Genomic DNA, 23,127 nt, shown 5'->3' with positions numbered 1-23,127 from the left:
TAAGAATAATTCGCAATTTCTAACTAAAATTGCCGTTAAAAGATGACAAATATCCTTACGGAAGAGCAAATCAATCAAATTGAACAGGAAACTCTAGGAAATTTAGAGGTATCGTATAATACTAAAGGATTTGACCAAATTCAGAGAGTTCGCAACAGCTTATATAATACATATTGTCAAATAGTTAAATTCCGTCCAGGATTAATTCTAGAAATTTTTGATGATCATTACTACCAGCAAGTTAGTAGTCAAGTTAATCATTATGGTGATTACGTACTAACAGCCAAATTTTATTTATCAGGTAATCATAATGTCATTTGTCCAGGGATTCCAGGAATTAAGGAAAATTACCAAGAAACAATAGGAAATAATTACTTATTTTATTTGCCAGATATTGAAGAAATAGAACAATATTTTGCAGGCGATCGCATCTATGTAATTAAAATTTGTATAGACTTAGACTTCTTTAAATATTTCATCGATGGACTAGAGCATTTACCCAAACAGTTACAGCCTTTCTTAGAAAAAGACTCTCCTCCTCTGTTTCACCGTCCAGTGGGTAAGATTACTCTACCCATGCAGACAGCATTACAGCAAATGCTCAATGTACCCTATCAAGGGATGATACAAAAAATGTATCTCGAAGGCAAGGTATTAGAATTACTGGCTTTGCAGTTTGCTCAATTGATAGATGGTGAGGGAGATAAACAACCCTTGATTAATCTCAAAGCTGGTGATGTTGAGAAAATTTATCAAGTTAGAGATATTTTAACCAAAAACTATGATCATCCACCCTCATTAATTGATTTAGCCAAACAAGTCAGCATTAATGACAACAAACTCAAGTACGGTTTCCGTGAAGTATTTGGCACTACAGTATTTGGATATTTGCGTGACTATCGGCTAGAAATAGCGCGAAAGTTACTACAAGAACAGAAGCAGAACGTGAGAACTGTAGTCAACACAGTTGGTTATGCAAACCAAAGTCACTTCGCCGCCGCCTTCAAACGTAAGTTTGGTATCACTCCCCAAGATTGTCGGTTAGGAAGAAAAGCTGTGTAATGAGAAATATTTTTACTCCCCACCTAACTAGCGGCGGTTTTATCAAGAATTGCGTCTACCTATAGATTCACTGGTTAACCTCGCCCCTACTATCTTTCCTTGGCTGCAACTTGTTATAAGCTATTTGCCGCTTACTTGCAGGTTTATGTCAAAAATTAATCATACTCTCCGTCTATGGTTCAAAACTCTCCGTCTACTATATAGACTTACCCTTCGTAAATTACATAAACTCTTTCCACAGACAGTTGCAAATCATTTGCAATATTGAATTTGCCTTTGTGGAGTGAGGAGTATGGAGTCTCGACCATCGAAAGAAACTATCTCAGCCGGGATTGTATTGGCACTTGTATCATTGCTTGTACAACCAGCTGTTGCGGAAACTAAATCACATCATTCTAGCAGTACAGCAAAGTTACTACTGGCACAACAAAATGATGTTGCACTTGTGCAAGTGACAGGCGTAAAAGTCAATAATACAGAAAAAGGTATTGAAGTCATTTTAGAAAGTGCTAAACCAGAAGCACTTCAACCTGTTATTAAAAGTGCAGAGAATAATTATATTGCAGATTTCCCGAATGCGGTGTTAGCACTACCTGAAGGTAAAGATTTTAGCATTGCTAATCCATTAAGCGGGATTGTCTCTGTCAGCGTCACTCAAGCTGACGTTAATACTGTACGGCTGACTGTAACAGGTGAAACAAGTTTACCAACAGCAGAGTTATTTGATAGTGATGAAGGTTTAATTTTTACACTTGCACCCGTAGCTGAAACAACACAGCAGCCAGAACAGCCGACAAGTGAAACACCACTAGAACAACCAACAACTCAAAGTGATGAACCTATTGAATTGGTTGTAACAGGTGAACAGGATGGTTATCGAATACCTACAGCTAGCACCGCCACAAAAACAGATACGCCTCTGCGTGATGTACCCCAAGCAATTCAGGTAATACCTCAACAAGTCCTGCAAGACCAGCAAGTGAGGCGTTTGAACGAAGCTTTGAAAAATGCACCAGGTGTTATAGCCGATAACTCAGAACGTTCTGCTTTTGAAGGATTTACCATTCGTGGTTTTACTAACCGTAATATTCTCCGCAACGGTCTAAGAGATGATACCAATATCACAACTAATATCAATACCGAAAATATTGAGCAGATAGAAGTTTTGCGAGGGCCAGCCTCAGTTCTATTCGGTCAAGGAGGTGCTGGAGGTACGATTAATATAATCACGAAAAAACCTCAAAGTATTCCTTTCTATTCTTTTGAGGGAACCATCGGTAGTTTTGATAGCTACGGTGGCTCAATAGATTTTACAGGGCCATTAAATGACGACAAAACTGTCTTATATAGATTAAACGCATCTATATTTACGACAAACACATTTATTGATTTTTTTGAGAGAGATCGTTTTTTTATTGCTCCCAGCTTAACTTGGCTGATAGGAGACAATACCCAATTAACTTTAGAAGCTGAATATTCAGACCAAAGACAACCCAACGACCGGGGTTTACCTGCTCGTGGTACAGTCTTACCTAACCGCAATGGTCAATTACCAATCAGTCGTTTTATTGGCGAACCTTTTGATGAAATTGATAAAAATAATCGTCAATCACTGCGGGTTGGTTACAATTTTGAACATCGTTTTAGTGAAAATTGGCAGTTCCGCAATAACTTTAATTTTTCATACCTGAGTGTGGATCAAAATTCTTTGTTTCCCTCAGAACTTTTAGAGGATGAGCGTACCCTAGAACGAGGATTATATGTATCTAAATTTGCCCAACAAACTTACAATTTAGATACAAATGTTGTCGGTAATTTCAAATCAGGTAGCCTCGACCACAAACTCTTATTTGGGATAGATTTGTCAAGAGATATTTCTTATGATGAAGGGCTAGATTCCTTGCGAGAGCTTGATACCATCAATATTTTTAATCCTATTTATCGGCGTGATAGTCTTGGTGCAATTACTGAGGTGATTCCTGATACACCAACAATATCTGAAGGTTTGGGTATTTATTTACAAGACCAAATTTCTTTTTCAGACAACTTTAAATTAGTTCTAGGTGGAAGATTTGATATCGTCACGCAGGAACTACAAGGAGAAACAACGGATTTTCAACAAGATGAAGCATTTAGTCCCCGTGTTGGTATTGTATATCAACCAAGCGAAGCAGTGTCTCTTTATGCTAACTATAGCCGTTCATTCCAACAAGTTACGGACTCAAGCAGCAACAGACTATTTATACCAGAACGGGGAACTCAGTATGAAGTGGGGATGAAAGTAGATTGGACAAGTAATCTTTCTTCAACTCTAGCTTTATACCATATAACTCGGTCAAACGTTCTCTTTACTGATTTAGACGATCCAAGTGGAAGGACTTCTCTTCAGGCAGGAGAACAAAGAAGTCGCGGTATTGAATTAGATATAACAGGTGAAATTTTACCAGGATGGAGAATTATTGGTGGCTACGCTTATACCGATGCAATAGTAACTGAAGACAATCGTATTCCGGAAGAAAATCGCATTAATAATGTCCCAGAACACGCTTTTAGTTTGTGGAGTAGGTACGATATTCAACAAGGTAATCTGCAAGGCTTAGGGTTTGGTTTAGGACTTTTTTATGTAGGAGAAAGACAGGGAGATTTAAATAATACCTTCAGTTTACCAAGTTATGTACGCACTGATGCAGCCTTGTTTTACCGCAGGAATAACTTTAGAGCGGCTCTGAATTTCCAGAACTTGTTTGATAATGAATATTTTGAGACAGCTGAAGGCGACCTGCGCGTTTTTCCTGGCGCACCACGCACGGTGAAATTTACCTTGGGTTGGCAATTTTAATTTACAAATTGCTCACATGGACAGTTATTCTTAATTGCGAGTTAAGAAGAATTACATACAGCCCTTGAATAATATTAGGGCTGTTTTATTCCCAAATTCATCGCCAAAATATCCAATGATTAGTAAATGGTTGTATTACATAAGATTATTATTGATAATAACTTTGTCTATAATATTTCTCAAAGGCTGTTATATCGTTTCTCCTAAAAAAACTTACTCACCAAAAGTCAAGCTACCTACATCAGAATGTCGGATTATTAAGCATGAATTAGGAGAAAGCTGTATTCCTTTCCATCCTCAACGGATCATTGTGACTGACCAAGAGAGTTTAGAAATTTTAGTAGCATTGGGCTTAAAACCAATAGCAGCAACTACAGCAAATCGAGTAGGCAACAAAGCACCTATATTGAAAGAAAAAATTGATAATATTATCGATTTAGGTAAGCAAAGCCAGCCCAATCTTGAAAAAATTGTCAAATTAAGTCCTGATTTGATTGTAGGCTTTTCTTGGAGTTCCCAAAATTATCAATTATTTTCTCAAATAGCTCCAACGATTTCCATTGAATATAGAGAAAATGGTTGGAAAGAAACTTTACTACAGGTTGCCAAGGTAGTTGATAAAACTCAAGAAGCAGAAAAACTACTGGCAGAATATCAACAAAGAATTGAAAAATTAAGCTTAAATTTTGCTGAGAAATTCAAAAATAAAGAAATTTCTGTAATGCGGTTTTACACAAGTATTCAATTTACACAATTCTTAAATCAATTATCATTTCCTGTAGCTATTTTAGAGGAATTAAAATTATCTATACCCCTGGCACAACGCCAGGTTAGTATTGGCGCAAGTGTCAGTTATAACAATGTTAGTTTAGAACGTGTAGACTTGCTAGAGTCAGACGCGATGTTTATCGCACTAGACCCAGGTTCGGAGGGAAATTTTCAAAAATATCAGAATAATCCGTTATGGCAAACACTTAATGTAGCTAAAAACAATCGAGTATATACTGTTGATTCAGGTTACTGGATTTTTGGAAATATCCTGTCAGCTAATGCTATTTTAGACGACCTTATTAAATACTTACTAGAAGAGTCATGAAATTTTGCAAAATTTACATCATCTTTTTCTGGTTTTACTAGCATTATAAACACATCGAAATAATTTAAGATGGTGCATTCTGCTACACGACAAAAAATGAAGTGTAATTTAGATAATGATCAAACCTCATATCAAACTATTTTTTATCATAACGTTGGCTGTGATTTTGGTACAGGGTTGTTATGGAAATTACACTAAAATCACAGAATTACCCAAAGCAAATTTAGTAGCATCTAATTGTCGAGCTATAAAACATCCTTTAGGAGAAACTTGTGTACCTGTAAAACCTCAACGCATTATTGCTTTAGATGAAACCTCTATGGAAGTATTGCTCGCACTGGACTTAAAACCAGTAGCAGCAACACAGCCAAATATAGCGGGTAGCATCATACCAAAGTTAGGTAAAAAAGCTGAAGGTATAATTTCTTTAGGAAAAGAAAGTCAGCCAAATATAGAAAAAATGGTGCAGTTAAGCCCAGATTTAATTTTGGGTTTTTCTCTCAGTGAAGAAACATACCATTTATTTTCACAAATAGCACCGACAGTCACACTTGATTACATTCAAACTGGTTGGAAGGATTCTTTATCGCAGATTGCTGAAATCACAGGTAAAAGTGAAAAAGCACAAAAATTACTTGAGCAATATCAGCAACGAGTTCAAGCATTACGCATAGTTATTAATAATCAACCCACAAAAACGACAGTTTCCATCAGCCGCTTTTATGCTGGCAAACAAGTTCCAGAATTTCGTACCAAGTATTCATTCCCTGGAAGTCTAATTACAGAGGTGGGAATACCTCTACCAGATATGCAAAATCAACTGAATACTAATGAAAATCAACCTTTAGTTTCAGTTAGCTTAGAGCGTTTAGAGTTATTAGAAGCAGATATTTTATTTGTAGCATTAGACCCAAGTGCAGAAGATGCTTTTAAAAAGTATCACAACAGCCAGTTATGGCAAAATTTGAATGTAGTTAAAAATAACCGAGTGTATATAGTTGATTCTAGTTACTGGATATTTGGTAATATTCTGGCAGCAAATGCCATTTTGGATGATTTGTTTAAATACTTGGTAAACAATTCTTGAGAGTTAATCATCATAGAAAAATAATGCCTCAACAACTAACTAACAGCAGTGACCTGAATTTTGTCAAAGAAATATTTACTCTTGCTCAAAGTAATTTAGATAGTTTTTATACAGATTGTATAATTTTGACTCAGCCTCCTGATGATGCTGAGGTGATTTCATTAGACAATTATCTCGAACCAGATAGGCTTTTATCTCAATGGCAAACCAGCGATATATACCAAAAAACTCAAGATATTCGCATTGCGGCATCTATATGGAACAAAGTATATAGCTGGACAACATTACCGGGTGTTTTAGCCTTGATGACTTGGGCTGGTGTTGGGTTAGATGCTGGACTTGACAATGTAAGTTTTGTTTTAAAGAAGGGTGAACCCAAGGCGTTATGGTTTCATGATTTGAGTGGTACTGTAATTTATCCTCACAGATTACCTATCCCCATCTCCGAAGATTATCCAGGAAAAATAGTAAATAGCGTGGAAACCCTACACCAAACTGTATTTACTAGCTTATTCCAACGCAATTTTGCACCCATGATAGACAAAGTTCATATTTTAAGCAAACTCTCCAAAAAAACCATGTGGGGTAATGCGGTGAACGCTTCGGAAGGACAGTTTTCTGAACTTAGCCAATGTACAAATCTAGAAGCGATACAAACAGATTATTCCGTCTTATATGAACAACCCTACAGTTCAGTCATGCCCGGACGCAATCCCCTTTACAACTTAGTACGCACCGAACAACTCAACGAACCCGGTTTACCAGTCATAACCACAGTCCGCCTCACCTGCTGCTTATATACTTTTATTCCTCCATACGATGAAAAGTGTCCAAACTGCCCTCTGATGCAACCACATGAACGAATTGCACTCATGAAGGAAGAAATGGTGGAGACTGACTGAAATTACACTCATCAAAATACCGAAAAAAACCCTACAAATGTCACAACAACCAAACCTAGCCAGTATGCGTAATTTTCTCATCGTCTGGCTTGGTCAGCTAGTTTCTACCATCGGTAGCAGTATGACCAGCTTTGCGATTGAAATTTGGGCATGGGAAATTACAGGTAAAGCAACTACTCTGACTTTGGTAGGTTTTTTTAGTTTACTACCAAGTATTATCATTACCCCAATCAGTGGTGTAATTGTAGACCGATTTAACCGTAAATTCTTGATGATGGTTGGTGACACAGTAGCCGTCCTCAGCACAATTTTTATCCTGCTACTTCATCTGACTAATAACTTACAAATTTGGCACTTTTATCTCACAGGCGCTATTGTCGGAACTTTTAATCAATTTCAGTCTTTGGCATATTCAGCATCAGTGTCGCTGATGATTCCCAAACAACACTATACTCGCGCTAGTAGCCTACAATTTGTATCCGGTTATGGCAGCAATATTATTGCCCCGGCTTTAGCAGGCTATCTTTACACAGTCATTGGTTTTTTAGGAATTTGGTTGATTGATATCTCTACTTTTGCTATAGCAATTAGCAGTTTATTGTTCGTTAGTATTCCTCAACCACCACCAAGAAAAAATGAAAGTGAAGTCAATGTTTGGCAAGATTTGGGATTAGGTTGGCGTTATATTGCCACTCACAAAAGTCTATTAGCATTGTTAATACTTAACTTATTATTTTGGCTACCCCATGATATTGGAGATTCCCTTTACGCACCAATGATTTTGTCGCGCACTAATAATAATACTTTAATGCTAGGTAGTTTAGCTTCTGCGGCTGGTTTTGGTGGTGTAACAGGGGCGATAATTGTTAGTACTTGGGGCGGTTTTAGACGAAAAATCAAAGGTATTTTATTAGGGATGATTGGTGCAGGTATAAGTAAAATTGTTTTTGGTTTGGGTAGAACACCTTGGGTTTGGATTCCGGCTCAATTTTGTTCGTCTTTTAATTTCCCTTTAAATGGGAGTTCGGATACTGCTATTTGGTTAGCAAAAGTACCTCCTAATGTGCAAGGAAGAGTTTTTGCAGCGCGATCGCTATTTTTACAGATCGCTTCTGCGGTAGGCTATTTAATAGCAGGGCCATTGGCAGATAATGTTTTTACACCCGCTTTGCAATCAGAGGGTATTCTAGTTGGTATTCTCGGAGAATTATTTGGGACTGGTACTGGTGCAGGAATCGCGCTGTTATATGTGATATGCGCGTTCTCTATGTTATTGGTTGGTTGGCTAGGCTTTTCTGTGCGTGTGTTGCTGGATGTGGAAGACATTCCATAATGTGGAGGATAGCGAGTTGGAGTAATTAATTCAGTTCACGCTGTCACCTAAAATTCAGTGAAATTGTAAGCCGACACTGTACTTGAGGCTTCAATTCAGTGTCGGTAGTTCACGTACTTACCCTATACATTAAATCGGAACAACATTACATCCCCTTCCTGCACAACATACTCTTTCCCTTCACTGCGAACCAACCCTTTTTCCTTTGCAGCATTCATCGAACCAGTTGTTACCAAATCTTTATAAGCGACAGTTTCGGCGCGAATAAATCCCCGTTCAAAATCACTGTGAATTACACCAGCAGCTTGAGGTGCAGACATTCCGGCATTAATTGTCCAAGCGCGGGTTTCTTTGGGGCCACAAGTGAAATATGTCCGCAAGCCTAAAAGCGTGTAAGTTGCCCGAATCAACGATTTCAAACCGCCTTCTTCCACACCTAAAGACGCGAGGAAATCAGCTTTATCTTCCTCTGGTAATTCCACTAATTCAGCTTCAACTTGAGCCGAAACTATCACAACTTGGGCATTTTCTGTTGCTGCAATTTGCCGCACTGTTTCCACAAAATGATTACCAGTCGCCAACTCATCTTCAGATACATTCGCGGCGTAGATAATCGGTTTATAAGTTAGCAGTTCTAATCCTTTAATAATTTCTGTTTCTTCTTCATTCAAGCTTACCTGACGCACCGATTTACCTTCATTTAAAGCCGCAGCTAATTTTTCTAAGACTGTGATTTCAAACTGTGCATCTTTGCTGGTACGAGCTAGTTTACGAGTACGGTCAATTCGCCGCTCAATTTGTGCTAAATCTGATAAACCCAGTTCTATATTAATGATTTCAATATCTCGCGCAGGGTCAACAGAACCAGCAACGTGGATAATATCGTCATTTTCAAAACAACGTACTACATGGACGATCGCATCAACTTCCCGGATGTGGGACAGGAATTGATTCCCTAGTCCCTCACCCTGACTAGCACCTTTAACCAAACCGGCAATATCTACAAATTCAACCCGCGCTGGGATAATTTGTGCTGAACTGGCAATTTTAGCAAGAACATTTAACCGTTCATCCGGTACTGCGACAACGCCGACATTCGGTTCAATCGTGCAAAAAGGGAAGTTAGCTGCTTCAGCTTTGGCATTAGCAACTACAGCATTAAATAAAGTAGATTTTCCGACGTTGGGAAGTCCGACAATTCCGGCTCTTAGCATTTTGGATTTTAGATTTGAGATTTTGGATTACATTACCAAGGTAATCTAAACAGGTTCCGGTATGGTTTGGGGAATTGGCCCTGGAACCGTCTGAGGAATGGGAGCAGGTACTGGTTCTGGTACAGGCCCCGGTAACGGTTGAGGAATCGCTGGCCCCGGTACAGGTTCAGGACTAGGTAGCGGATTCGGCTCAGGATTGGGACTAGGTAGCGGACTCGGCCCAGGAGTAGGAATTTGTGGTTCAGGTATAGAAATCGCAGTCGGATTAAACATGATAAATCCAAATTAAATTATTCAACCCCCCCACGCTAGATGACAACCTCATCTGTTGACATCTCCCCAAATAGCTATACCCACAAACACATCCTTTAATAATTTACCTCTCTCCTCATTCTCTGCGTCCCTTTGCGTTTAAACTCTAATCCTCAAACTACTCCTCTTTCACCTTTTCCACCACCTCTGGCACTGGATCGTAACCACCTGGATGAAACGGATGACACCGCAAAATCCGCCGAGTTGCCATCCAGCTACCACGCAACACTCCAAATCGTTCAATAGCTTCAATAGCATACATCGAACAAGTTGGTTGAAAGCGACAAGTCGGGAGAAACAACGGCGAGATAAACATTCGGTAGCCCCGAATCAGCCAAATAAATAATAATTTCATTGCAGCTACCCAAATCTTATAAATTAGTAACAGGGGTAAAACTTTTCATTTGTCGCATCTTTGTTAATTACATTTTCTGACTTCACCTCAATTCCGGTTTTCTGGCTGCAAATTGCGTCGGCTGCAATTTGGGTGTTACTCATCCTCCTGATTGCATGGGTGGTAAACCGCTTTGCCGACAAGCCAGAAATCGTGCGGAAGATAGTTCATATTGGCACTGGTAATGTGATTTTAATCGCTTGGTGGCTAAATATTCCCGCTAGCGTAGGCATTACAGCTTCTATTTTAGCGAGTGCAATCACCTTATTATCCTACCGATTACCAATTCTTCCTGGTATTAATAGCGTTGGACGGCAAAGCTTAGGGACATTTTTTTACTCTGTCAGTTTCGGTATTTTAGTCGCCTGGTTCTGGTACTTGCAAAAACCCCAATACGCAGCACTAGGAATTTTGATAATGACTTGGGGAGATGGACTAGCAGCCTTAATTGGGCAACGCTTTGGTAAACATAAGTATAAAGTTTTTGGGACAGAAAAAAGTTGGGAAGGCTCCCTAACTATGATGCTCGTTAGCTATGTTGTCAGTAGTTTGATTTTAGTTGGAACTCAAGGAAACAGTTGGCAAACTTGGGCAGTATCACTGTTAGTAGCAGTTATCGCTACTGGTTTAGAGGCTGTTTCATTTTTGGGTATTGACAATTTAACAGTTCCCTTGGGTAGTGCAGCACTTGCTTTTTTCTTAAGTCAGTTAGTTCTTAGTTACTAAACTATTTGAGTTTAAAGAAATACAACTACCAACAATTATTCCTTACCAGGATTATGCTTCTAGTTTTGCCGACTCTATTAGCGCGATCGCTCCAAAATCCAATCGAGCAAAATCGGATTGACTAACTCCGGCGCTTCATCCTGCGGACAATGCCCCACTCCCTCTAAAGGAATAAACTTTTCTACTTGCGGAAAGTTAGCTAATTCTCTCCCTAATTTAATTGGTTCCCACGGATCAGCCGTTCCCCACAAGATAATCGCAGGACACTGTAACAGTGGCAAAAGGTCTTCTGGTAGTGGCCCTGTAGAATAAGAAGTAAAAGCCAGGAACACAGCAACAGCCCCCGGATCGCTTGCTGGTGAAGTCAGAATATCTACCAACTCATCTGTCACCATCTCAGCATTCGCATAAGCTTGCAGCAGAATTTTCCGCACCGTTTTCGGTTTGGCGAGTTGATTGAAAAAGAAATCGCCAACTGGTTTGATAGATAACAAGCGTTGCAGTAGAGGCGCTCCGTAACGACGAGTCCAAGGTAAAGTTACCCGTTTGCGATCGTGCAACAGCCTTAAAGAACAGTTGAGTAAAGCAACTCCTAAAGCAATATCTGGGTTGCTTACTGCTGCTTGCATGGCTACAATACAACCAATAGAATTTCCGATTAAAAAAGCTGGCTCACCCACTACTTCGCGGCAAAAATCTGCTACCTGCTGTCCCCAGGTTTCTAGTGTGTAGGCAATTTTTTCACCAGGTTTAGGTTTTGCGGAAGCGCCAAAACCAATCAAATCGATCGCATAAACACGGCAATTTTGTGCTAATATTAGAATATTTTTTTGCCAATGCCACCAAGAAGCGCCAAATCCATGCACGAGGACAACAACTGGTCCAGTGGTTCCTTGGGTTTGATAGCAGATAGGGAAACCTTGCCAAATCCAGGTTTTTGTAGAGTTAAGTGCTATTTTTGAACTTGAGGTTGTCATAGTAAATTTGATTAATACAAGGGTAAAAGCCTTTCAGGCGCAAGGCACAAGCAAAATTGTTTTTAATTTGAATAAAATTTATCAGATTTTCAAAGAAAATCCTTTGCTCTAGTGATAATTTAGACATACACCACGAAAGCTTCTAGGCTGATAGTTTTATTATCCAGCATAGAAAGTTTTCGCCTTGTTGATAGAGGTAATTTACCCACAACCTAGATTATGTCTAGCATTAGGAATTATAACTTCTCTAAATGTAAGTAATATTTTTGCTATTTTTAGATGTGAGCGAATTAGCATTAGTGCTAGATTCAGTAGTTTCACAATTTACGATCGCTAATGAGAGTCTATAATATTGTCGAATATGAGGCATCGGCTAAGGGGTGGTTTGCAACTGGAAACTGACGCTGAATTTAATAATCTTTTTTTTGTTCCTAGTTCTGCGAGCCAGAAATCATGAATCTACTAGAAACAATCGATACTCCCATTGGGAGCTATGCACCCGATTTTGAAATACCAGGAATTGATGGTCAAGTACACCATCTCAGGCGTTATCTTGAGAAGTTCCGAGCAGTCGGCGTTATTTCTATGTGTAACCACTGTCCTTATGTAGAGCGCTATATAGACAGGTTAAAAAACATTCAAGCCGAATTTGGCCCAGAAGGCTTCACACTCATTGGGATGAATGGTAGTGATGGTAATCACGACACTAAGCCAAGCTTTGAAAATATGAAAGCTTTTGCCCAACGTCATGATTTAAACTTTCCTTACTTGTGGGACTCGACACAAGATGTCACCCGCAGTTTTGGTGCTACAAAAACACCAATGGCATTTTTAATAGATACTAATGGTATAGTACGTTACAAAGGTAAAATTGACGATCATCCCCAAGACCCATTATCGGTAGGAGAGGATTATTTGAGAAATGCGATCGCCTCTTTATTTCTTGGTCAAGAAATAGATATACCACAAACAGAACCAATAGGTACTACATTGATTTTGCGTAACTAGACATAGATAGTCCCTGTAACTGCTATCTTAAATTGGAGGCAATTGCAACTTTTTTGATAAAGCGGAACTTCATGGGAACGAATTACCGACGGGTTTTACTCAAACTGAGCGGTGAAGCCTTAATGGGCAACATGGGCTATGGCATTGATCCAGAAGTGGTCAAAGGAATAGCACAAGAATTAGCAGAGGTGATAGCCACTGGCACTCAAATCGCCATAGTTGTTGGCGGCGGCAATATTTTTCGTGGCGTCAAAGCAGCTTCGGCGGGGATGGATAGGGCAACCGCTGACTATATTGGGATGATTGCCACGGTAATGAACGCCATGACGCTGCAAGATTCGCTAGAACACATAGGGGTACAGACGCGGGTACAAACTGCGATCGCTATGCAAGAATTAGCAGAACCATATATTCGTCGTCGTGCCATCCGTCATCTTGAAAAAGGGCGGGTGGTAATTTTTGGTGCTGGCTCGGGAAATCCCTTCTTTACTACAGATACCACTGCGGCACTAAGAGCGGCAGAAATTGATGCTGAAGTGATTTTTAAAGCCACCAAAGTAGACGGAGTATATGATGCCGATCCTCACATTTATCCTAACGCCAAGCGTTACAATAGCCTCACCTACGCGCACGTTTTAGCCAAAGATTTGCGGGTGATGGATAGTACTGCGATCGCCTTGTGTAAAGAAAATAATATCCCAATTCTGGTATTTGACCTAACGGTGCGAGGTAACATCCACCGAGCAGTCTTGGGAGAATCCATCGGTACCCTTGTGGGAGGTTCTTGTGATATTAGCTGACGCAAAAAGTAAAATGCAAAGTTCTGTTGAGTCAACTCAACGAGCTTTTAACACGATTCGCACTGGCCGCGCCAATGCGAGTCTGTTAGATAAGATATTAGTGGACTATTACGGTTCGCCTACACCCTTAAAATCACTGGCAAATATTAGCACGCCAGATGCCTCGACAATCCAGATTCAGCCATACGAGCGCAACACCCTAAACATCATTGAGAAGGCGATTTCCCTCTCAGATGTGGGTTTAACCCCCAGTAATGATGGTTCTGTAATTCGGCTGAATATTCCGCCTTTGACAAGCGAACGCCGAAAAGAATTCGTCAAAATGGCTACTAAGTATGCTGAAGAAGGTCGTGTTGCTATTCGCAACATCCGCCGCGATGCCATAGACTCGATTCGCAAGCAGGAGAAAGCGTCTGAAATCTCCAAAGATGAATCAAAAGACCAACAAGACAACTTGCAAAAATTGACAAACGAGTATATTGCCAAAATAGACGCACTATTGGTAGAAAAAGAAAAAGACATCACGACTGTTTAAAGTCTAAAGTCTAAAGCATAAAGGCTGAAGGATCATGGATAAATTCTTCAGCCTTTATCATTTCTTAGCATTTAACAAAAACTGATCAAGCAACTAAGTGGAAATAAATAATTAGAGTAGGGGCAATTCTTAAATAATTCGTAATTCATAATGATGCTTTCTACCTTCGTAGGAGCGTGTCGCAAACAGACACTTCGCGTAGCTTGCTTGTAAGAGTACGCGGATTTGCTTTCTCGTGTCGCCAGCCTAGTTATGTTTTGTGACGGAGATATCAACCCATATTTAATTACTAATTATGATAAATTGCCTCTAATCAATAGAAAATAAACAAATTCAGGAACAAAAATTCAGCCATATGTACGACTGCATCATTGTCGGCGCTGGGCCAGCTGGTGGAACAGCTGCATATCATTTAGCCAAACAGGGTCGCTCAGTATTAGTTTTAGAAAAAGAATCCCTACCAAGATATAAGCCTTGTGGCGGTGGTGTATCTCCAGCGATCGCTCAATGGTTTGACTTTGATTTTAGCCCAGCAATTTCTGTAAAAGCTGACTCCCTTCGCTTTACCTGGAAATTAGGCGACCCCGTGGAAGCGAAAATCGCCACCAAGGAACCAGTCTGGATGGTGCGACGAGATATCTTTGACCATTTTATAGTGCAGCAGGCACAGAAGCAAGGGGCTGAACTCCGAGATAATACTGAAGTAACAGGTATTGAGTTTAAAAGTGACTATTGGCAAGTTAATACAGCCAATGGGCCAGTTACTGCTCGCTACTTAATCGCGGCTGATGGTGTAAAAGGGCCAATGGCAAAATGGCTCGGCTTCAAAGAACGTAAACGTCGTTTAGCAGGAGCTTTAGAAGCAGAAGTTTCCGCAACTGTGAAGGATAAATCTACAATTCACTTCGAGTTTGGCTTGGTGAAAAACGGTTACATCTGGAATTTCCCGAAAGCGGATGGTTATTCCATTGGTGTCGGTACATTTATCGGCGGCGAACCTCAAGACTTTAAAAAGATTTTAGATGAGTACGCGCGATCGTTTAATGTAGATATCAAAACTAGCAAGCAGTATGGTTATCCCCTTAGTTTGTGGGATGGCAATCAAAAGTTGCATACTCAAAATGCAGTTTTGGCTGGGGAAGCTGCTTGTGTGGTTGATCCTATGACAGCAGAAGGCATTCGCCCCTCAATTTTTAGCGGTTTGATGGCAGCAGGAGCGATTAATGAGGCTCTTTCTGGTGATACCAACGCTTTAGAAAAATATAGTGAAGCCATTAATGAAGAATGGGGTACCGAAATGGCTTGGGCAAAAAAATTAGGTGGAGCATTCTATCGCTTTCCTAGCATTGGCTACAAAGTTGGTGTTAAGCGCCCCTCTGGTGCCAAAATCATGGGTAAAATTCTGTGTGGAGAACTGCGTTATGGCGACGTTGCCGGTCGCGCGCTCAAGCGTTTAATTCCTGGTTTCGGTGGTTAAGAAATTAGGGATTAGGTAACGAATCTCTAACGGACAAGATACCCCACAACAGATGATTAATTTTTGTAGGGTAGGCATCTTGCCTACCCTATTTTTACTTTATTTATGCCTATCTAATCAGCGTTTCTGTTATTCATCCTACGCTCCCTCAAATATTGCACCTTAACGCGAAGTTAAAAATACCTAGAGAAAAGCCAGATAATCACTCCAGTTCCCAATACACAAATAATTCCCGCCAAGCCAGCGAGGGGTTTTTTGTTCTTACCTGTAAACCAATCAGAGACTTTACCTGTATAAGTAATTAGTTCTGCTGTGTCTAGGGTAGCGATCGCCCATATCCATCCCGCGTGCAGCCCCCAAGCTAAACCCAAATTACCGCTCGCGGCAAAGCGTGCCAACACCAGTACCATTCCCATCAGCCACAATCCAGGCAGTTGGGGTGCCGTTTCGCGTTGCTCCCAAACCAGATGTAGCAAGGCAAATATCAGGCTAGAAATTGCTGCTGCTATCCAAACTGGATAGTCCTGCCCTAATTCAGTAAACAGGAAACCGCGAAAAATCAACTCTTCTATCCCACCGACTAATAACGCTATCAAAAAAATTGGTAGCAAGATGGGTAGTAGTAACTTGAAATTCGTCTTTTCAAAAGAACACCAACCTAACCCGAATTGCCCACTAAATACAATAGCTAGGCTCACCACTCCCAAAGCAAAACCTAATCCTAAAGAACCAAGAGTTGAAATATTGCCAACCAAGCCGTAATCCGAAAAAGATTTATTGGTGAGCCAACTAACTCCCCACAGAGTCAGGGGAGCTAATAGGTAAAGTGACACCAATAACGGCATCTTTTGTTCTGGCTGCAAAGGTTTAAGGGGTCGCCAATTAAGCAATATTGCTGATACTGCTGCTACTGGTAACCAGAAAACTATCCAGAAAATAAAAAATGCCATCACTATAATTAGTGCTGGTGCATTTTCCATAAACGCCAGTAAGGCGTTGAGCGAAGGCTCAAAGGAAGTTATTAAAGTAAACAAAAAAAACACGATAGACTTCTTGCACTATAGATTTCTTGCTGATTAATCAAGACTCTACTAAATTTCGTGAATTTTGCAAGGGGTCTAATCGTATTTTTTACCTGAGACAAAATGTTCTAAATCAGAGCTACTAGTTTTCTGCCGGGGTAAGGACAAGTTATCATCAATTGAAACTTATCCTCACCATACCATCAGCAAATTTACTCTTCGTCTTCCAAATCTTCGTCTGATTCGTCGGAGTCTATATCTTGTGAGGTTAGTTTTTTGTCAGTTTCACCGAGTTGAATCAGGTGAATATGCTTATATCCCAACCTAATTTCAAACTCATCTCCAGGCTTTAAGCTCATTGCTTTGGTGTATGTAGCACCAATCACAATCTGACCATTTTGATGGACACTAACCCGATATGTCGGTTCACGACCACGACCATCTTTAGGTGCTTCTGGACTTAGAGGAATTCCTCTAGCCGAGAGCAAAGCGTCATAAAAATCGGTGAGATTGACACGAACCTGGTTATTCTTAGTAACAGTGTAATAGCCGCACTGTTTAGCTCTTTCTCGGCGTGGTAAAGTGGAAAGTTCTTTTACTTTAGCAAGTAGTGCTTTTCCGGTTAATGGTGCGGTTGCAGTTTCAGTCATTATGCTCAAATTTTCCTTACTCTCTCCAAACTGATAAACTATGTAGTCTCATGCCAGCATTTGGCTTTTTAGCATTTGCATAGAGCTACTTAGGACTCTAGTGTAATGGGTCAATTCCTGCCGATAGGAGCCAAAAGCACTTCTATATATGGTTGTCCACAACCAATTAGAGGTCATAGTTGCCATAGAAATTAATTTTGCTGATTTCACGGCACTTTTAACCATTATTCGCCATCAGAAATGAAATTATTTTCTTTTTTGGCGCTACTGTAGCGGTGTAACTTTCAGCCACCTTTACAAATTGGGTTAGTTCTACTCCAAATAAGTCGTAGATCCAAAAAAAATGCAGGTTTTCCACTTCTAGTGCTTGCCCTTCTTGCCAATGAGCAGGTAGAGTTTTCTGTACTCGTCCTCTCAAGCTTAGAACAGCATAGTATTTCAATAGAGTCCTATGGGTATACACCCTTTTGTCCTGCCAGTAGAGACGCGAATTTTCTTGTCTCTACATTACGAATCAACAAAGCAGTAGTAGCCGCGCTGATACGGCTATTGATTCTGGTTTTGTGTCTTCGCAATTTTATATTAAATACTAGCATGGACTAATAATAGCAAAATAATTGTTTAATTTTGAATTAAAATTGCTAGTAAATTTTTATTTAAATTCCTGGACTTAAAGGTTGGAAAAAGCAGTGACGATTTTCGTAACCCTTTATTGCAAGCGTGAGTATTGCTTTATGCCTTTTATAAAAATTTATCTAATTTAGACGAGCAGTTTTGACCAATATGTTAAATCCAAGATTTTCTTGATTGAGAGGAGGCAAAAATATATAAGTCTTGCACATCCAGGATTTCCGGTGCAAGAAGTTTTATTTGAAAATGATAAGGATTCTTCTTCGGTTTATTACTGTAAGCTCAAAAGCAGTCAGACAATTTTGTACGTCTGTCTATGGGAAGAATAAATCTCTTAACATATACCTAGCGCTTGATTGCCACTACCATATATTGAACATACCCTTTTACACTTCTATATAATCAAAAAATCCCGTCAAGCAGTACCGAAGGCAGAATTTTTCCTGCTAGATGCTCTGACTCAAGTAACATGCATTTAATTTGGATATAATCGCTAGGTCAGAGACGAACATAAATCCCTGTCTATAGCAAATGCTCTTTCCCTTACATTCCTAAACAGGTAAATTCAATGCAAAGCTATGATTACATTTTTGGCGTTTTATCTTGAAATTTGACACAAATCTTGCCTAAAACGCTGCTACAAGTAAAGTTTTAATGGTTATGCTTAAAGTATAATCAGTCGCTCTTTCGTCGTCAGCCTATCAACACCAGGCTTTGAATGAAGGGCAAAAAGAGTATAGCTCACTTTTCGTAACTACCTGCCTTGACTCATGATTTTTGAGGCTGGTGAAGCAATTTTAAAATTTTGGTTAGTGGTTATGGAAGTTATTTTTAAGGTTATTCGACAGCAACAAGATTCCTCCCCCGTTGTGCAAACCTACCTTGTAGAGGCAGAACCAAGTAATACAATCTTGGATTGCCTCAACCATATTAAGTGGGAGCAAGATGGAACTTTGGCGTTTCGTAAAAATTGCCGTAATACAATTTGTGGTAGTTGTGCTATGCGAATTAATGGCCGTTCGGCTTTAGCTTGTAAAGAAAATGTTGGCAGTGAACTTGCCAGATTACAACAAATACCATCATCCCAAAGTAAAGTAAATGCCATTGGCGAAATCACGATCGCTCCTCTGGGGAATATGCCCGTGATTAAAGATTTGGTTGTAGATATGAGCAGTTTCTGGAATAATCTAGAGGCAGTTGCTCCTTATGTAAGTACGGCAGCCCGACAAGTACCAGAAAGAGAGTTTTTGCAAACACCACAAGAGCGATCGCGCCTCGATCAAACTGGTAACTGTATTATGTGCGGTGCTTGTTACTCTGAATGCAACGCCCGTGAAGTTGATCCAAACTTTGTTGGTCCCCATGCCCTTGCTAAAGCTTATCGGATGGTAGCAGACTCCCGCGATAGCGACACCGAAAATCGTTTAGCAAGCTATAACGAAGGTACTAAAGGCGTATGGGGTTGCACCCGTTGTTTGTATTGCGATTCAGTTTGTCCAATGGAGGTTGCACCATTAGAACAAATTACCAAAATTAAACAAGAAATTCTCACCCACAAAGAAGCTAAGGATAGTCGCTCAATTCGTCACCGAAAAGTATTGGTGGATTTAGTTAAAGAAGGTGGTTGGATTGATGAACGTCAATTTGGTTTACAAGTTGTCGGTAATTACTTTAAAGATTTAAGAGGATTACTCAGTCTTGCACCCCTCGGTTTACGGATGATCGTTCGGGGTAAGTTTCCCCTGTCATTTGAACCTTCTGAAGGGACGGAACAAGTGCGATCGCTCATTGAATCTGTGCAACAGTTAGAAAACAAAAGTTAAGAGTTAGGAATTTTAACTTCTAACTCCTAACTCTATTTCAACGTGGTTCTTGAGGTATATTCAACGGCTGTCCATAACGGTCATATACTAAAACATCCCACTGACCGTTGTTACTGGATTCAAAAGCGATCCTACTACCATCAGCACTAATTGTAGGGTTGCGGACTTCAGATTGTAGGTTATTAGTCAAATTTCGTGATTGGCGTGTTTCCCTGTCGTAGAGAAAAATAGCCGATCGCCCCTGACGGCTAGCACCAAACACTACATAACGGCCATCTTGTGAAACGCTAGGATGAGTTGCGATCGCATCCAAGGAGTTTAAACCCGGCAAATCAACTAAATCACGAGTCACTGTATCAAACATATAAACATCTTGGCTACCGCGTCGGTCAGTAATAAAAACAATGTATCTCCCAGAAATTTGAGGATTTAATTCCGACGCTAAACTATTGAGACTCCGACCCCCCGGATCAAAGGGATAACTCAAAAGGCGGGGGTAGCCAAAACACCCAGTTAATAAACTTAAGCCTAAAAATGCAGGTATAAAAAAAATACGTTTCATATATTGGGCATGGGGCGGGCATTAATTATTCTCTCTCATCTCCCTGCTATCTGCTCCCCTGCTCCCTCTCTTCTACGGAGGTGAACCTACAGTTGCACCATTAGGAATATCTAACTCAATATTTGGCCCCCGGTCTAAGACTTCAATATCCCACTGGCCACGGCTGGCGGTTTCAAAGACAACATAACGTCCATCTGGGCTGATATTTGGTTTTCTCACCCAGCCGCGATAGGTTGGTGTGACGATTTGCGACTGCTGTGTAGCGCGATCGTAAAGCGCTACCACTGGTCTACCTTGGTCACTAGTAAGATAAGCAATATAACGACCGGTATAGCTCAAGCTAGGACTTTCAGCAATTGTCTCCACTCGGTTTATGCCAGGTGTAGCAATAAACAGTTGCCTCTCCAAATCGAAAACCAGTAGCTGCTGATTACCATTCCGATTAGATACAAACGCTAAAAAGCGCCCATTTCCACTCAAAGCAGGTTGCTCCTCGGTGTAGCGACTGTTGAGGGAAGTAGGCCCTATGGGAATATTGTTAGAACCACAAGATGCAAGCAAACTGGTTAAACCAAAAACCAGGCTCCAATGAATTGGTCTTTGGAGCCAAAATGTAGGCGTAAATTTTTCCACCTCAACTGTTTTCCGTTGCCTTTAAACCTACTTCCACGCCAACTGTTTTAAACATCATCATCAAAATCGGTCGAATTATCTAGTCCCTCATTTGGCTTTTCAATCGGGTTGTATGGTACGTAATCCGTTGGGATAGCTTCATCATCTTCACGCGGTCTTCGAGGAGTTGAGTCAGTCGGTGGACGACGTCTTCTTGGTCTGGGAGCAACATCATCTTCACGACTTTCTGAACGCTGGGGCCCGTTATTACTACGACGAGAAGGTTTTCTGACTTCCCCTCCCGAACTTTCCCAATCATCAACTTGCCTAGATGAAGAACCCCAATTTTCTTCTTCAGAGGTTTCAGAAGGGCGATTTACAGGACGCCCAGAAGTCCGCCGCCGCGTTCTATCTACTGGAGCCTGTCTTTCACTGCTGCTGTTGCGGCGTTCTGAACGACGAGGGGGTTGCTCCTCGTAATAGTCATCACGAGTTGAAATCTCATCCCTGCTACCGCGAATCCGGGCACGCACGGGGCGTTCCTCCTCCTCTTCATAAGGCAATGGATCTAAGTCTGCATCCATTTGAGCTTCATACTTTCTGCGATCATTATAGGAATAGTTTCTGCTTACCTCTCGCTCATCGTCCACAATCGGAGTGTTGCGCTTTGCTTGTTGGGTAGCTATACTCCGCAGACGAATACTTTCAACTGCAAAAAATACAGTTGTGCCAACTAAAAGCAGTTGACCAAATTGCAAAATCGGGTCTAAGCGCCATCCTTGAAACACGAGAATAAAGCCGCAGAGCAAACCGACTGCTGCAAAAAAGATATCTTGATCCCGTGACAATTCAGGACGCACAGTGCGGAGAAAATACAGTGCTGCCCCAGCCACAGCCAGGAAAATTCCTAGAATACTGGCTGAGTTTGCCCCAAAATTTACCTGAGCCAGAAAACTGGCTGAGTTCAGCCCAAAATTTATCATTGCTGTTTTCCCAATATCAAATCTATGTTAGCGAGTCACAATTAAAATCACTACTGTAATTAGTCACGATATATTTAAGCTTCAAAGCCTCTGGCAAAGAAGCTCTGAAGCTGTTCACCGAAAAATAAAAACACTTATGTCTGTAATCTACAACTACCACTAGCGGCAAACACTGCTGCTTTTAGTGCAATCATAAATAGCTGACAGACAATAGGTTATGAGAGTTAATTCAACTCTCACAAGCATTATGAACGCTGGATTTTATCTTTTTGGCTAATGAAAATTAGACCAACTGTAGCGGGGATTACAACAATTGCAGTACCCCATAGCAGACTCCAAAGAAAATTTGCTAAAGAAGGCGTCATACTTCTAAACCTTTTTTTACACACTTCATCTTAATTTTAATAGTGTATTACTTTCTTGAGAAGCCTCTAAATCTGAACTGCCAAACTTGTTAACTGCTGTGAGTAAGTTTGCTTTTGTATTCCAAAAGGAAGTGGCAGCATTTGGTTAAAATGATGATGAGAGTGCTTTACAAAGCTTCAAATTTTGTGGCGTGAGCGAAGCGCGGCTTGCCGCCTAAGTTTTTCTTTCTTTACAGATAGTACCTTAAACCGATGACTGGTGTTGACCTGACTGCTTGGATTCTTGGCCCTGTGTTAGGGCTGATGACATTTTTATTTATATTTCGGATCATTCTCACTTGGTATCCGCAAGTGAATCTGAATCGTTTGCCCTTTAATTTAATAGCTTGGCCTACCGAACCATTTTTAGTGCCATTGCGAAAACTAGTACAACCTATAGGCGGAGTGGATATTACACCTATTATTTGGGTTGGTATCTTCAGTCTGGTGCGAGAAATATTACTAGGTCAGCAAGGATTGCTGACCATGCTGGCTCGTGTAAATTAGGCATGGGGCATTGAGAATGGGGAATTGGGCATTGAGCATTGGGCAGAGGGTTTGGAGACAAGGAGAATTGGGGACAAGGGGAAAGACTTGTTTCAAGTTCTCACCTCTTGTCCCCTTGTCCCCCCTGCCTCCCCTGCTCCCCCTGCTCCCCCTGCTTCCCCAGCTCTCCCCA

24 protein-coding genes are annotated in these 23,127 nt (G+C 40.6%); 13 read left to right on the top strand and 11 right to left on the bottom strand.

Annotated elements, in window-relative coordinates; translation table 11 throughout:
- The first annotated feature begins 42 nt into the window (after positions 1-42).
- The 6 genes from H6G96_RS15885 (at position 43) to H6G96_RS15860 (ending at position 8,319) form a co-directional block, all read left to right on the top strand.
- Positions 43-1,062 (top strand): AraC family transcriptional regulator, encoded by a 1,020-nt coding sequence (locus H6G96_RS15885; protein ID WP_190912351.1) that lies wholly within the window; start codon positions 43-45, stop codon positions 1,060-1,062.
- A gap of 292 nt (positions 1,063-1,354) precedes the next feature.
- Positions 1,355-3,901 carry a TonB-dependent siderophore receptor gene (locus tag H6G96_RS15880; protein WP_190912350.1) on the top strand — a complete coding sequence of 849 codons (2,547 nt, stop codon included), beginning with the start codon at positions 1,355-1,357 and terminating at the stop codon, positions 3,899-3,901.
- A gap of 115 nt (positions 3,902-4,016) precedes the next feature.
- Complete coding sequence (locus H6G96_RS15875) at positions 4,017-4,997, top strand: iron-siderophore ABC transporter substrate-binding protein (RefSeq protein WP_190912349.1); 981 nt, start codon at positions 4,017-4,019, stop codon at positions 4,995-4,997.
- A gap of 115 nt (positions 4,998-5,112) precedes the next feature.
- Positions 5,113-6,084, top strand: coding sequence for an iron-siderophore ABC transporter substrate-binding protein (locus tag H6G96_RS15870; protein WP_190912348.1), 972 nt, complete (start codon positions 5,113-5,115; stop codon positions 6,082-6,084).
- 23 nt (positions 6,085-6,107) lie between these two features.
- Positions 6,108-6,986 (top strand): ferric iron reductase, encoded by an 879-nt coding sequence (locus H6G96_RS15865; protein ID WP_190912347.1) that lies wholly within the window; start codon positions 6,108-6,110, stop codon positions 6,984-6,986.
- 37 nt (positions 6,987-7,023) lie between these two features.
- On the top strand, positions 7,024-8,319 hold the full coding sequence (locus H6G96_RS15860; protein ID WP_190912346.1) for an MFS transporter: 1,296 nt from the start codon (positions 7,024-7,026) through the stop codon (positions 8,317-8,319).
- 122 nt (positions 8,320-8,441) lie between these two features.
- On the opposite strand, the gene ychF is transcribed toward H6G96_RS15860, so the two are convergent.
- From ychF to yidD, 3 genes are all read right to left on the bottom strand, one after another.
- Positions 8,442-9,533 (bottom strand): redox-regulated ATPase YchF, encoded by a 1,092-nt coding sequence (gene ychF / locus H6G96_RS15855; RefSeq protein ID WP_190912345.1) that lies wholly within the window; start codon positions 9,531-9,533, stop codon positions 8,442-8,444.
- Between the two features lie 45 nt (positions 9,534-9,578).
- A complete protein-coding gene (locus H6G96_RS15850) occupies positions 9,579-9,806 on the bottom strand; it encodes a hypothetical protein (RefSeq protein ID WP_190912344.1) in 228 nt (75 codons plus the stop codon).
- A 157-nt stretch (positions 9,807-9,963) separates the two neighbouring features.
- Positions 9,964-10,200: a membrane protein insertion efficiency factor YidD gene (gene yidD, locus H6G96_RS15845; protein ID WP_012412579.1), complete on the bottom strand. Its 237-nt coding sequence runs from the start codon at positions 10,198-10,200 to the stop codon at positions 9,964-9,966.
- A 60-nt stretch (positions 10,201-10,260) separates the two neighbouring features.
- Between yidD and H6G96_RS15840 the strand changes: the two genes are divergently transcribed.
- A complete protein-coding gene (locus H6G96_RS15840; RefSeq protein WP_190912343.1) occupies positions 10,261-10,965 on the top strand; it encodes a diacylglycerol/polyprenol kinase family protein in 705 nt (234 codons plus the stop codon).
- Positions 10,966-11,042: 77 nt separating this feature from the next.
- Here H6G96_RS15840 and H6G96_RS15835 read toward each other — a convergent pair whose 3' ends face one another.
- Positions 11,043-11,942, bottom strand: a complete 900-nt coding sequence (locus H6G96_RS15835; RefSeq protein ID WP_190912342.1) for an alpha/beta fold hydrolase — start codon at positions 11,940-11,942, stop codon at positions 11,043-11,045.
- Between the two features lie 453 nt (positions 11,943-12,395).
- Here H6G96_RS15835 and H6G96_RS15830 point away from each other — a divergent pair, with 453 nt between their 5' ends.
- From H6G96_RS15830 to H6G96_RS15815, 4 genes are all read left to right on the top strand, one after another.
- Positions 12,396-12,950, top strand: a complete 555-nt coding sequence (locus H6G96_RS15830; protein ID WP_190912341.1) for a thioredoxin family protein — start codon at positions 12,396-12,398, stop codon at positions 12,948-12,950.
- Between the two features lie 71 nt (positions 12,951-13,021).
- On the top strand, positions 13,022-13,750 hold the full coding sequence (gene pyrH, locus H6G96_RS15825; RefSeq protein WP_094330554.1) for a UMP kinase: 729 nt from the start codon (positions 13,022-13,024) through the stop codon (positions 13,748-13,750).
- Entirely contained in the window at positions 13,737-14,285 is a 549-nt protein-coding gene (frr, locus tag H6G96_RS15820; protein WP_190912340.1) for a ribosome recycling factor, read from the top strand. Before pyrH ends, frr begins: the two co-directional genes overlap by 14 nt.
- A 355-nt stretch (positions 14,286-14,640) precedes the next feature.
- Positions 14,641-15,762, top strand: a complete 1,122-nt coding sequence (locus tag H6G96_RS15815; RefSeq protein WP_190912339.1) for a geranylgeranyl reductase family protein — start codon at positions 14,641-14,643, stop codon at positions 15,760-15,762.
- 173 nt (positions 15,763-15,935) lie between these two features.
- Here the strand turns inward: H6G96_RS15815 and H6G96_RS15810 are convergent, their stop codons facing one another.
- The 3 genes from H6G96_RS15810 to H6G96_RS15800 form a co-directional block, all read right to left on the bottom strand.
- Entirely contained in the window at positions 15,936-16,805 is an 870-nt protein-coding gene (locus H6G96_RS15810; RefSeq protein WP_347242239.1) for a type II CAAX endopeptidase family protein, read from the bottom strand.
- A gap of 191 nt (positions 16,806-16,996) precedes the next feature.
- Positions 16,997-17,434 carry an AbrB family transcriptional regulator gene (locus H6G96_RS15805; RefSeq protein WP_190729868.1) on the bottom strand — a complete coding sequence of 146 codons (438 nt, stop codon included), beginning with the start codon at positions 17,432-17,434 and terminating at the stop codon, positions 16,997-16,999.
- 217 nt (positions 17,435-17,651) lie between these two features.
- Positions 17,652-17,876, bottom strand: coding sequence for a hypothetical protein (locus H6G96_RS15800; protein WP_190912338.1), 225 nt, complete (start codon positions 17,874-17,876; stop codon positions 17,652-17,654).
- A gap of 1,006 nt (positions 17,877-18,882) precedes the next feature.
- Between H6G96_RS15800 and H6G96_RS15795 the strand changes: the two genes are divergently transcribed.
- A complete protein-coding gene (locus H6G96_RS15795) occupies positions 18,883-19,887 on the top strand; it encodes a succinate dehydrogenase/fumarate reductase iron-sulfur subunit (RefSeq protein ID WP_190912421.1) in 1,005 nt (334 codons plus the stop codon).
- 37 nt (positions 19,888-19,924) lie between these two features.
- Here H6G96_RS15795 and H6G96_RS15790 read toward each other — a convergent pair whose 3' ends face one another.
- The 4 genes from H6G96_RS15790 to H6G96_RS15775 form a co-directional block, all read right to left on the bottom strand.
- Positions 19,925-20,449 (bottom strand): PD40 domain-containing protein, encoded by a 525-nt coding sequence (locus tag H6G96_RS15790; protein ID WP_190912337.1) that lies wholly within the window; start codon positions 20,447-20,449, stop codon positions 19,925-19,927.
- A gap of 72 nt (positions 20,450-20,521) precedes the next feature.
- Positions 20,522-21,082, bottom strand: a complete 561-nt coding sequence (locus H6G96_RS15785; RefSeq protein ID WP_190912336.1) for a PD40 domain-containing protein — start codon at positions 21,080-21,082, stop codon at positions 20,522-20,524.
- Between the two features lie 47 nt (positions 21,083-21,129).
- Positions 21,130-22,044 carry a Ycf66 family protein gene (locus H6G96_RS15780; RefSeq protein ID WP_190912335.1) on the bottom strand — a complete coding sequence of 305 codons (915 nt, stop codon included), beginning with the start codon at positions 22,042-22,044 and terminating at the stop codon, positions 21,130-21,132.
- Between the two features lie 245 nt (positions 22,045-22,289).
- Positions 22,290-22,409: a photosystem II reaction center X protein gene (locus H6G96_RS15775; protein ID WP_174709687.1), complete on the bottom strand. Its 120-nt coding sequence runs from the start codon at positions 22,407-22,409 to the stop codon at positions 22,290-22,292.
- A gap of 252 nt (positions 22,410-22,661) precedes the next feature.
- On the opposite strand from H6G96_RS15775, the gene H6G96_RS15770 reads away from it, so the two are divergent.
- On the top strand, positions 22,662-22,955 hold the full coding sequence (locus tag H6G96_RS15770; protein ID WP_190729864.1) for a YggT family protein: 294 nt from the start codon (positions 22,662-22,664) through the stop codon (positions 22,953-22,955).
- Positions 22,956-23,127: the final 172 nt, after the last annotated feature.

Source organism: Nostoc sp. FACHB-892 (assembly GCF_014698795.1).
Taxonomy (GTDB): domain Bacteria; phylum Cyanobacteriota; class Cyanobacteriia; order Cyanobacteriales; family Nostocaceae; genus Nostoc.
This window is presented reverse-complemented; position numbering and strand designations above follow the sequence as displayed.

Coding starts and splice junctions, on each gene's coding strand:
- H6G96_RS15885 (WP_190912351.1), top strand. CDS start 43: ATGACAAATATCCTTACGGAAGAGCAAATCAATCAAATTGAACAGGAA.
- H6G96_RS15880 (WP_190912350.1), top strand. CDS start 1,355: ATGGAGTCTCGACCATCGAAAGAAACTATCTCAGCCGGGATTGTATTG.
- H6G96_RS15875 (WP_190912349.1), top strand. CDS start 4,017: ATGATTAGTAAATGGTTGTATTACATAAGATTATTATTGATAATAACT.
- H6G96_RS15870 (WP_190912348.1), top strand. CDS start 5,113: ATGATCAAACCTCATATCAAACTATTTTTTATCATAACGTTGGCTGTG.
- H6G96_RS15865 (WP_190912347.1), top strand. CDS start 6,108: ATGCCTCAACAACTAACTAACAGCAGTGACCTGAATTTTGTCAAAGAA.
- H6G96_RS15860 (WP_190912346.1), top strand. CDS start 7,024: ATGTCACAACAACCAAACCTAGCCAGTATGCGTAATTTTCTCATCGTC.
- ychF (WP_190912345.1), bottom strand. CDS start 9,533: ATGCTAAGAGCCGGAATTGTCGGACTTCCCAACGTCGGAAAATCTACT.
- H6G96_RS15850 (WP_190912344.1), bottom strand. CDS start 9,806: ATGTTTAATCCGACTGCGATTTCTATACCTGAACCACAAATTCCTACT.
- yidD (WP_012412579.1), bottom strand. CDS start 10,200: ATGAAATTATTATTTATTTGGCTGATTCGGGGCTACCGAATGTTTATC.
- H6G96_RS15835 (WP_190912342.1), bottom strand. CDS start 11,942: ATGACAACCTCAAGTTCAAAAATAGCACTTAACTCTACAAAAACCTGG.
- H6G96_RS15830 (WP_190912341.1), top strand. CDS start 12,396: ATGAATCTACTAGAAACAATCGATACTCCCATTGGGAGCTATGCACCC.
- pyrH (WP_094330554.1), top strand. CDS start 13,022: ATGGGAACGAATTACCGACGGGTTTTACTCAAACTGAGCGGTGAAGCC.
- H6G96_RS15815 (WP_190912339.1), top strand. CDS start 14,641: ATGTACGACTGCATCATTGTCGGCGCTGGGCCAGCTGGTGGAACAGCT.
- H6G96_RS15805 (WP_190729868.1), bottom strand. CDS start 17,434: ATGACTGAAACTGCAACCGCACCATTAACCGGAAAAGCACTACTTGCT.
- H6G96_RS15795 (WP_190912421.1), top strand. CDS start 18,883: ATGGAAGTTATTTTTAAGGTTATTCGACAGCAACAAGATTCCTCCCCC.
- H6G96_RS15790 (WP_190912337.1), bottom strand. CDS start 20,449: ATGAAACGTATTTTTTTTATACCTGCATTTTTAGGCTTAAGTTTATTA.
- H6G96_RS15780 (WP_190912335.1), bottom strand. CDS start 22,044: ATGATAAATTTTGGGCTGAACTCAGCCAGTTTTCTGGCTCAGGTAAAT.
- H6G96_RS15775 (WP_174709687.1), bottom strand. CDS start 22,409: ATGACGCCTTCTTTAGCAAATTTTCTTTGGAGTCTGCTATGGGGTACT.
- H6G96_RS15770 (WP_190729864.1), top strand. CDS start 22,662: ATGACTGGTGTTGACCTGACTGCTTGGATTCTTGGCCCTGTGTTAGGG.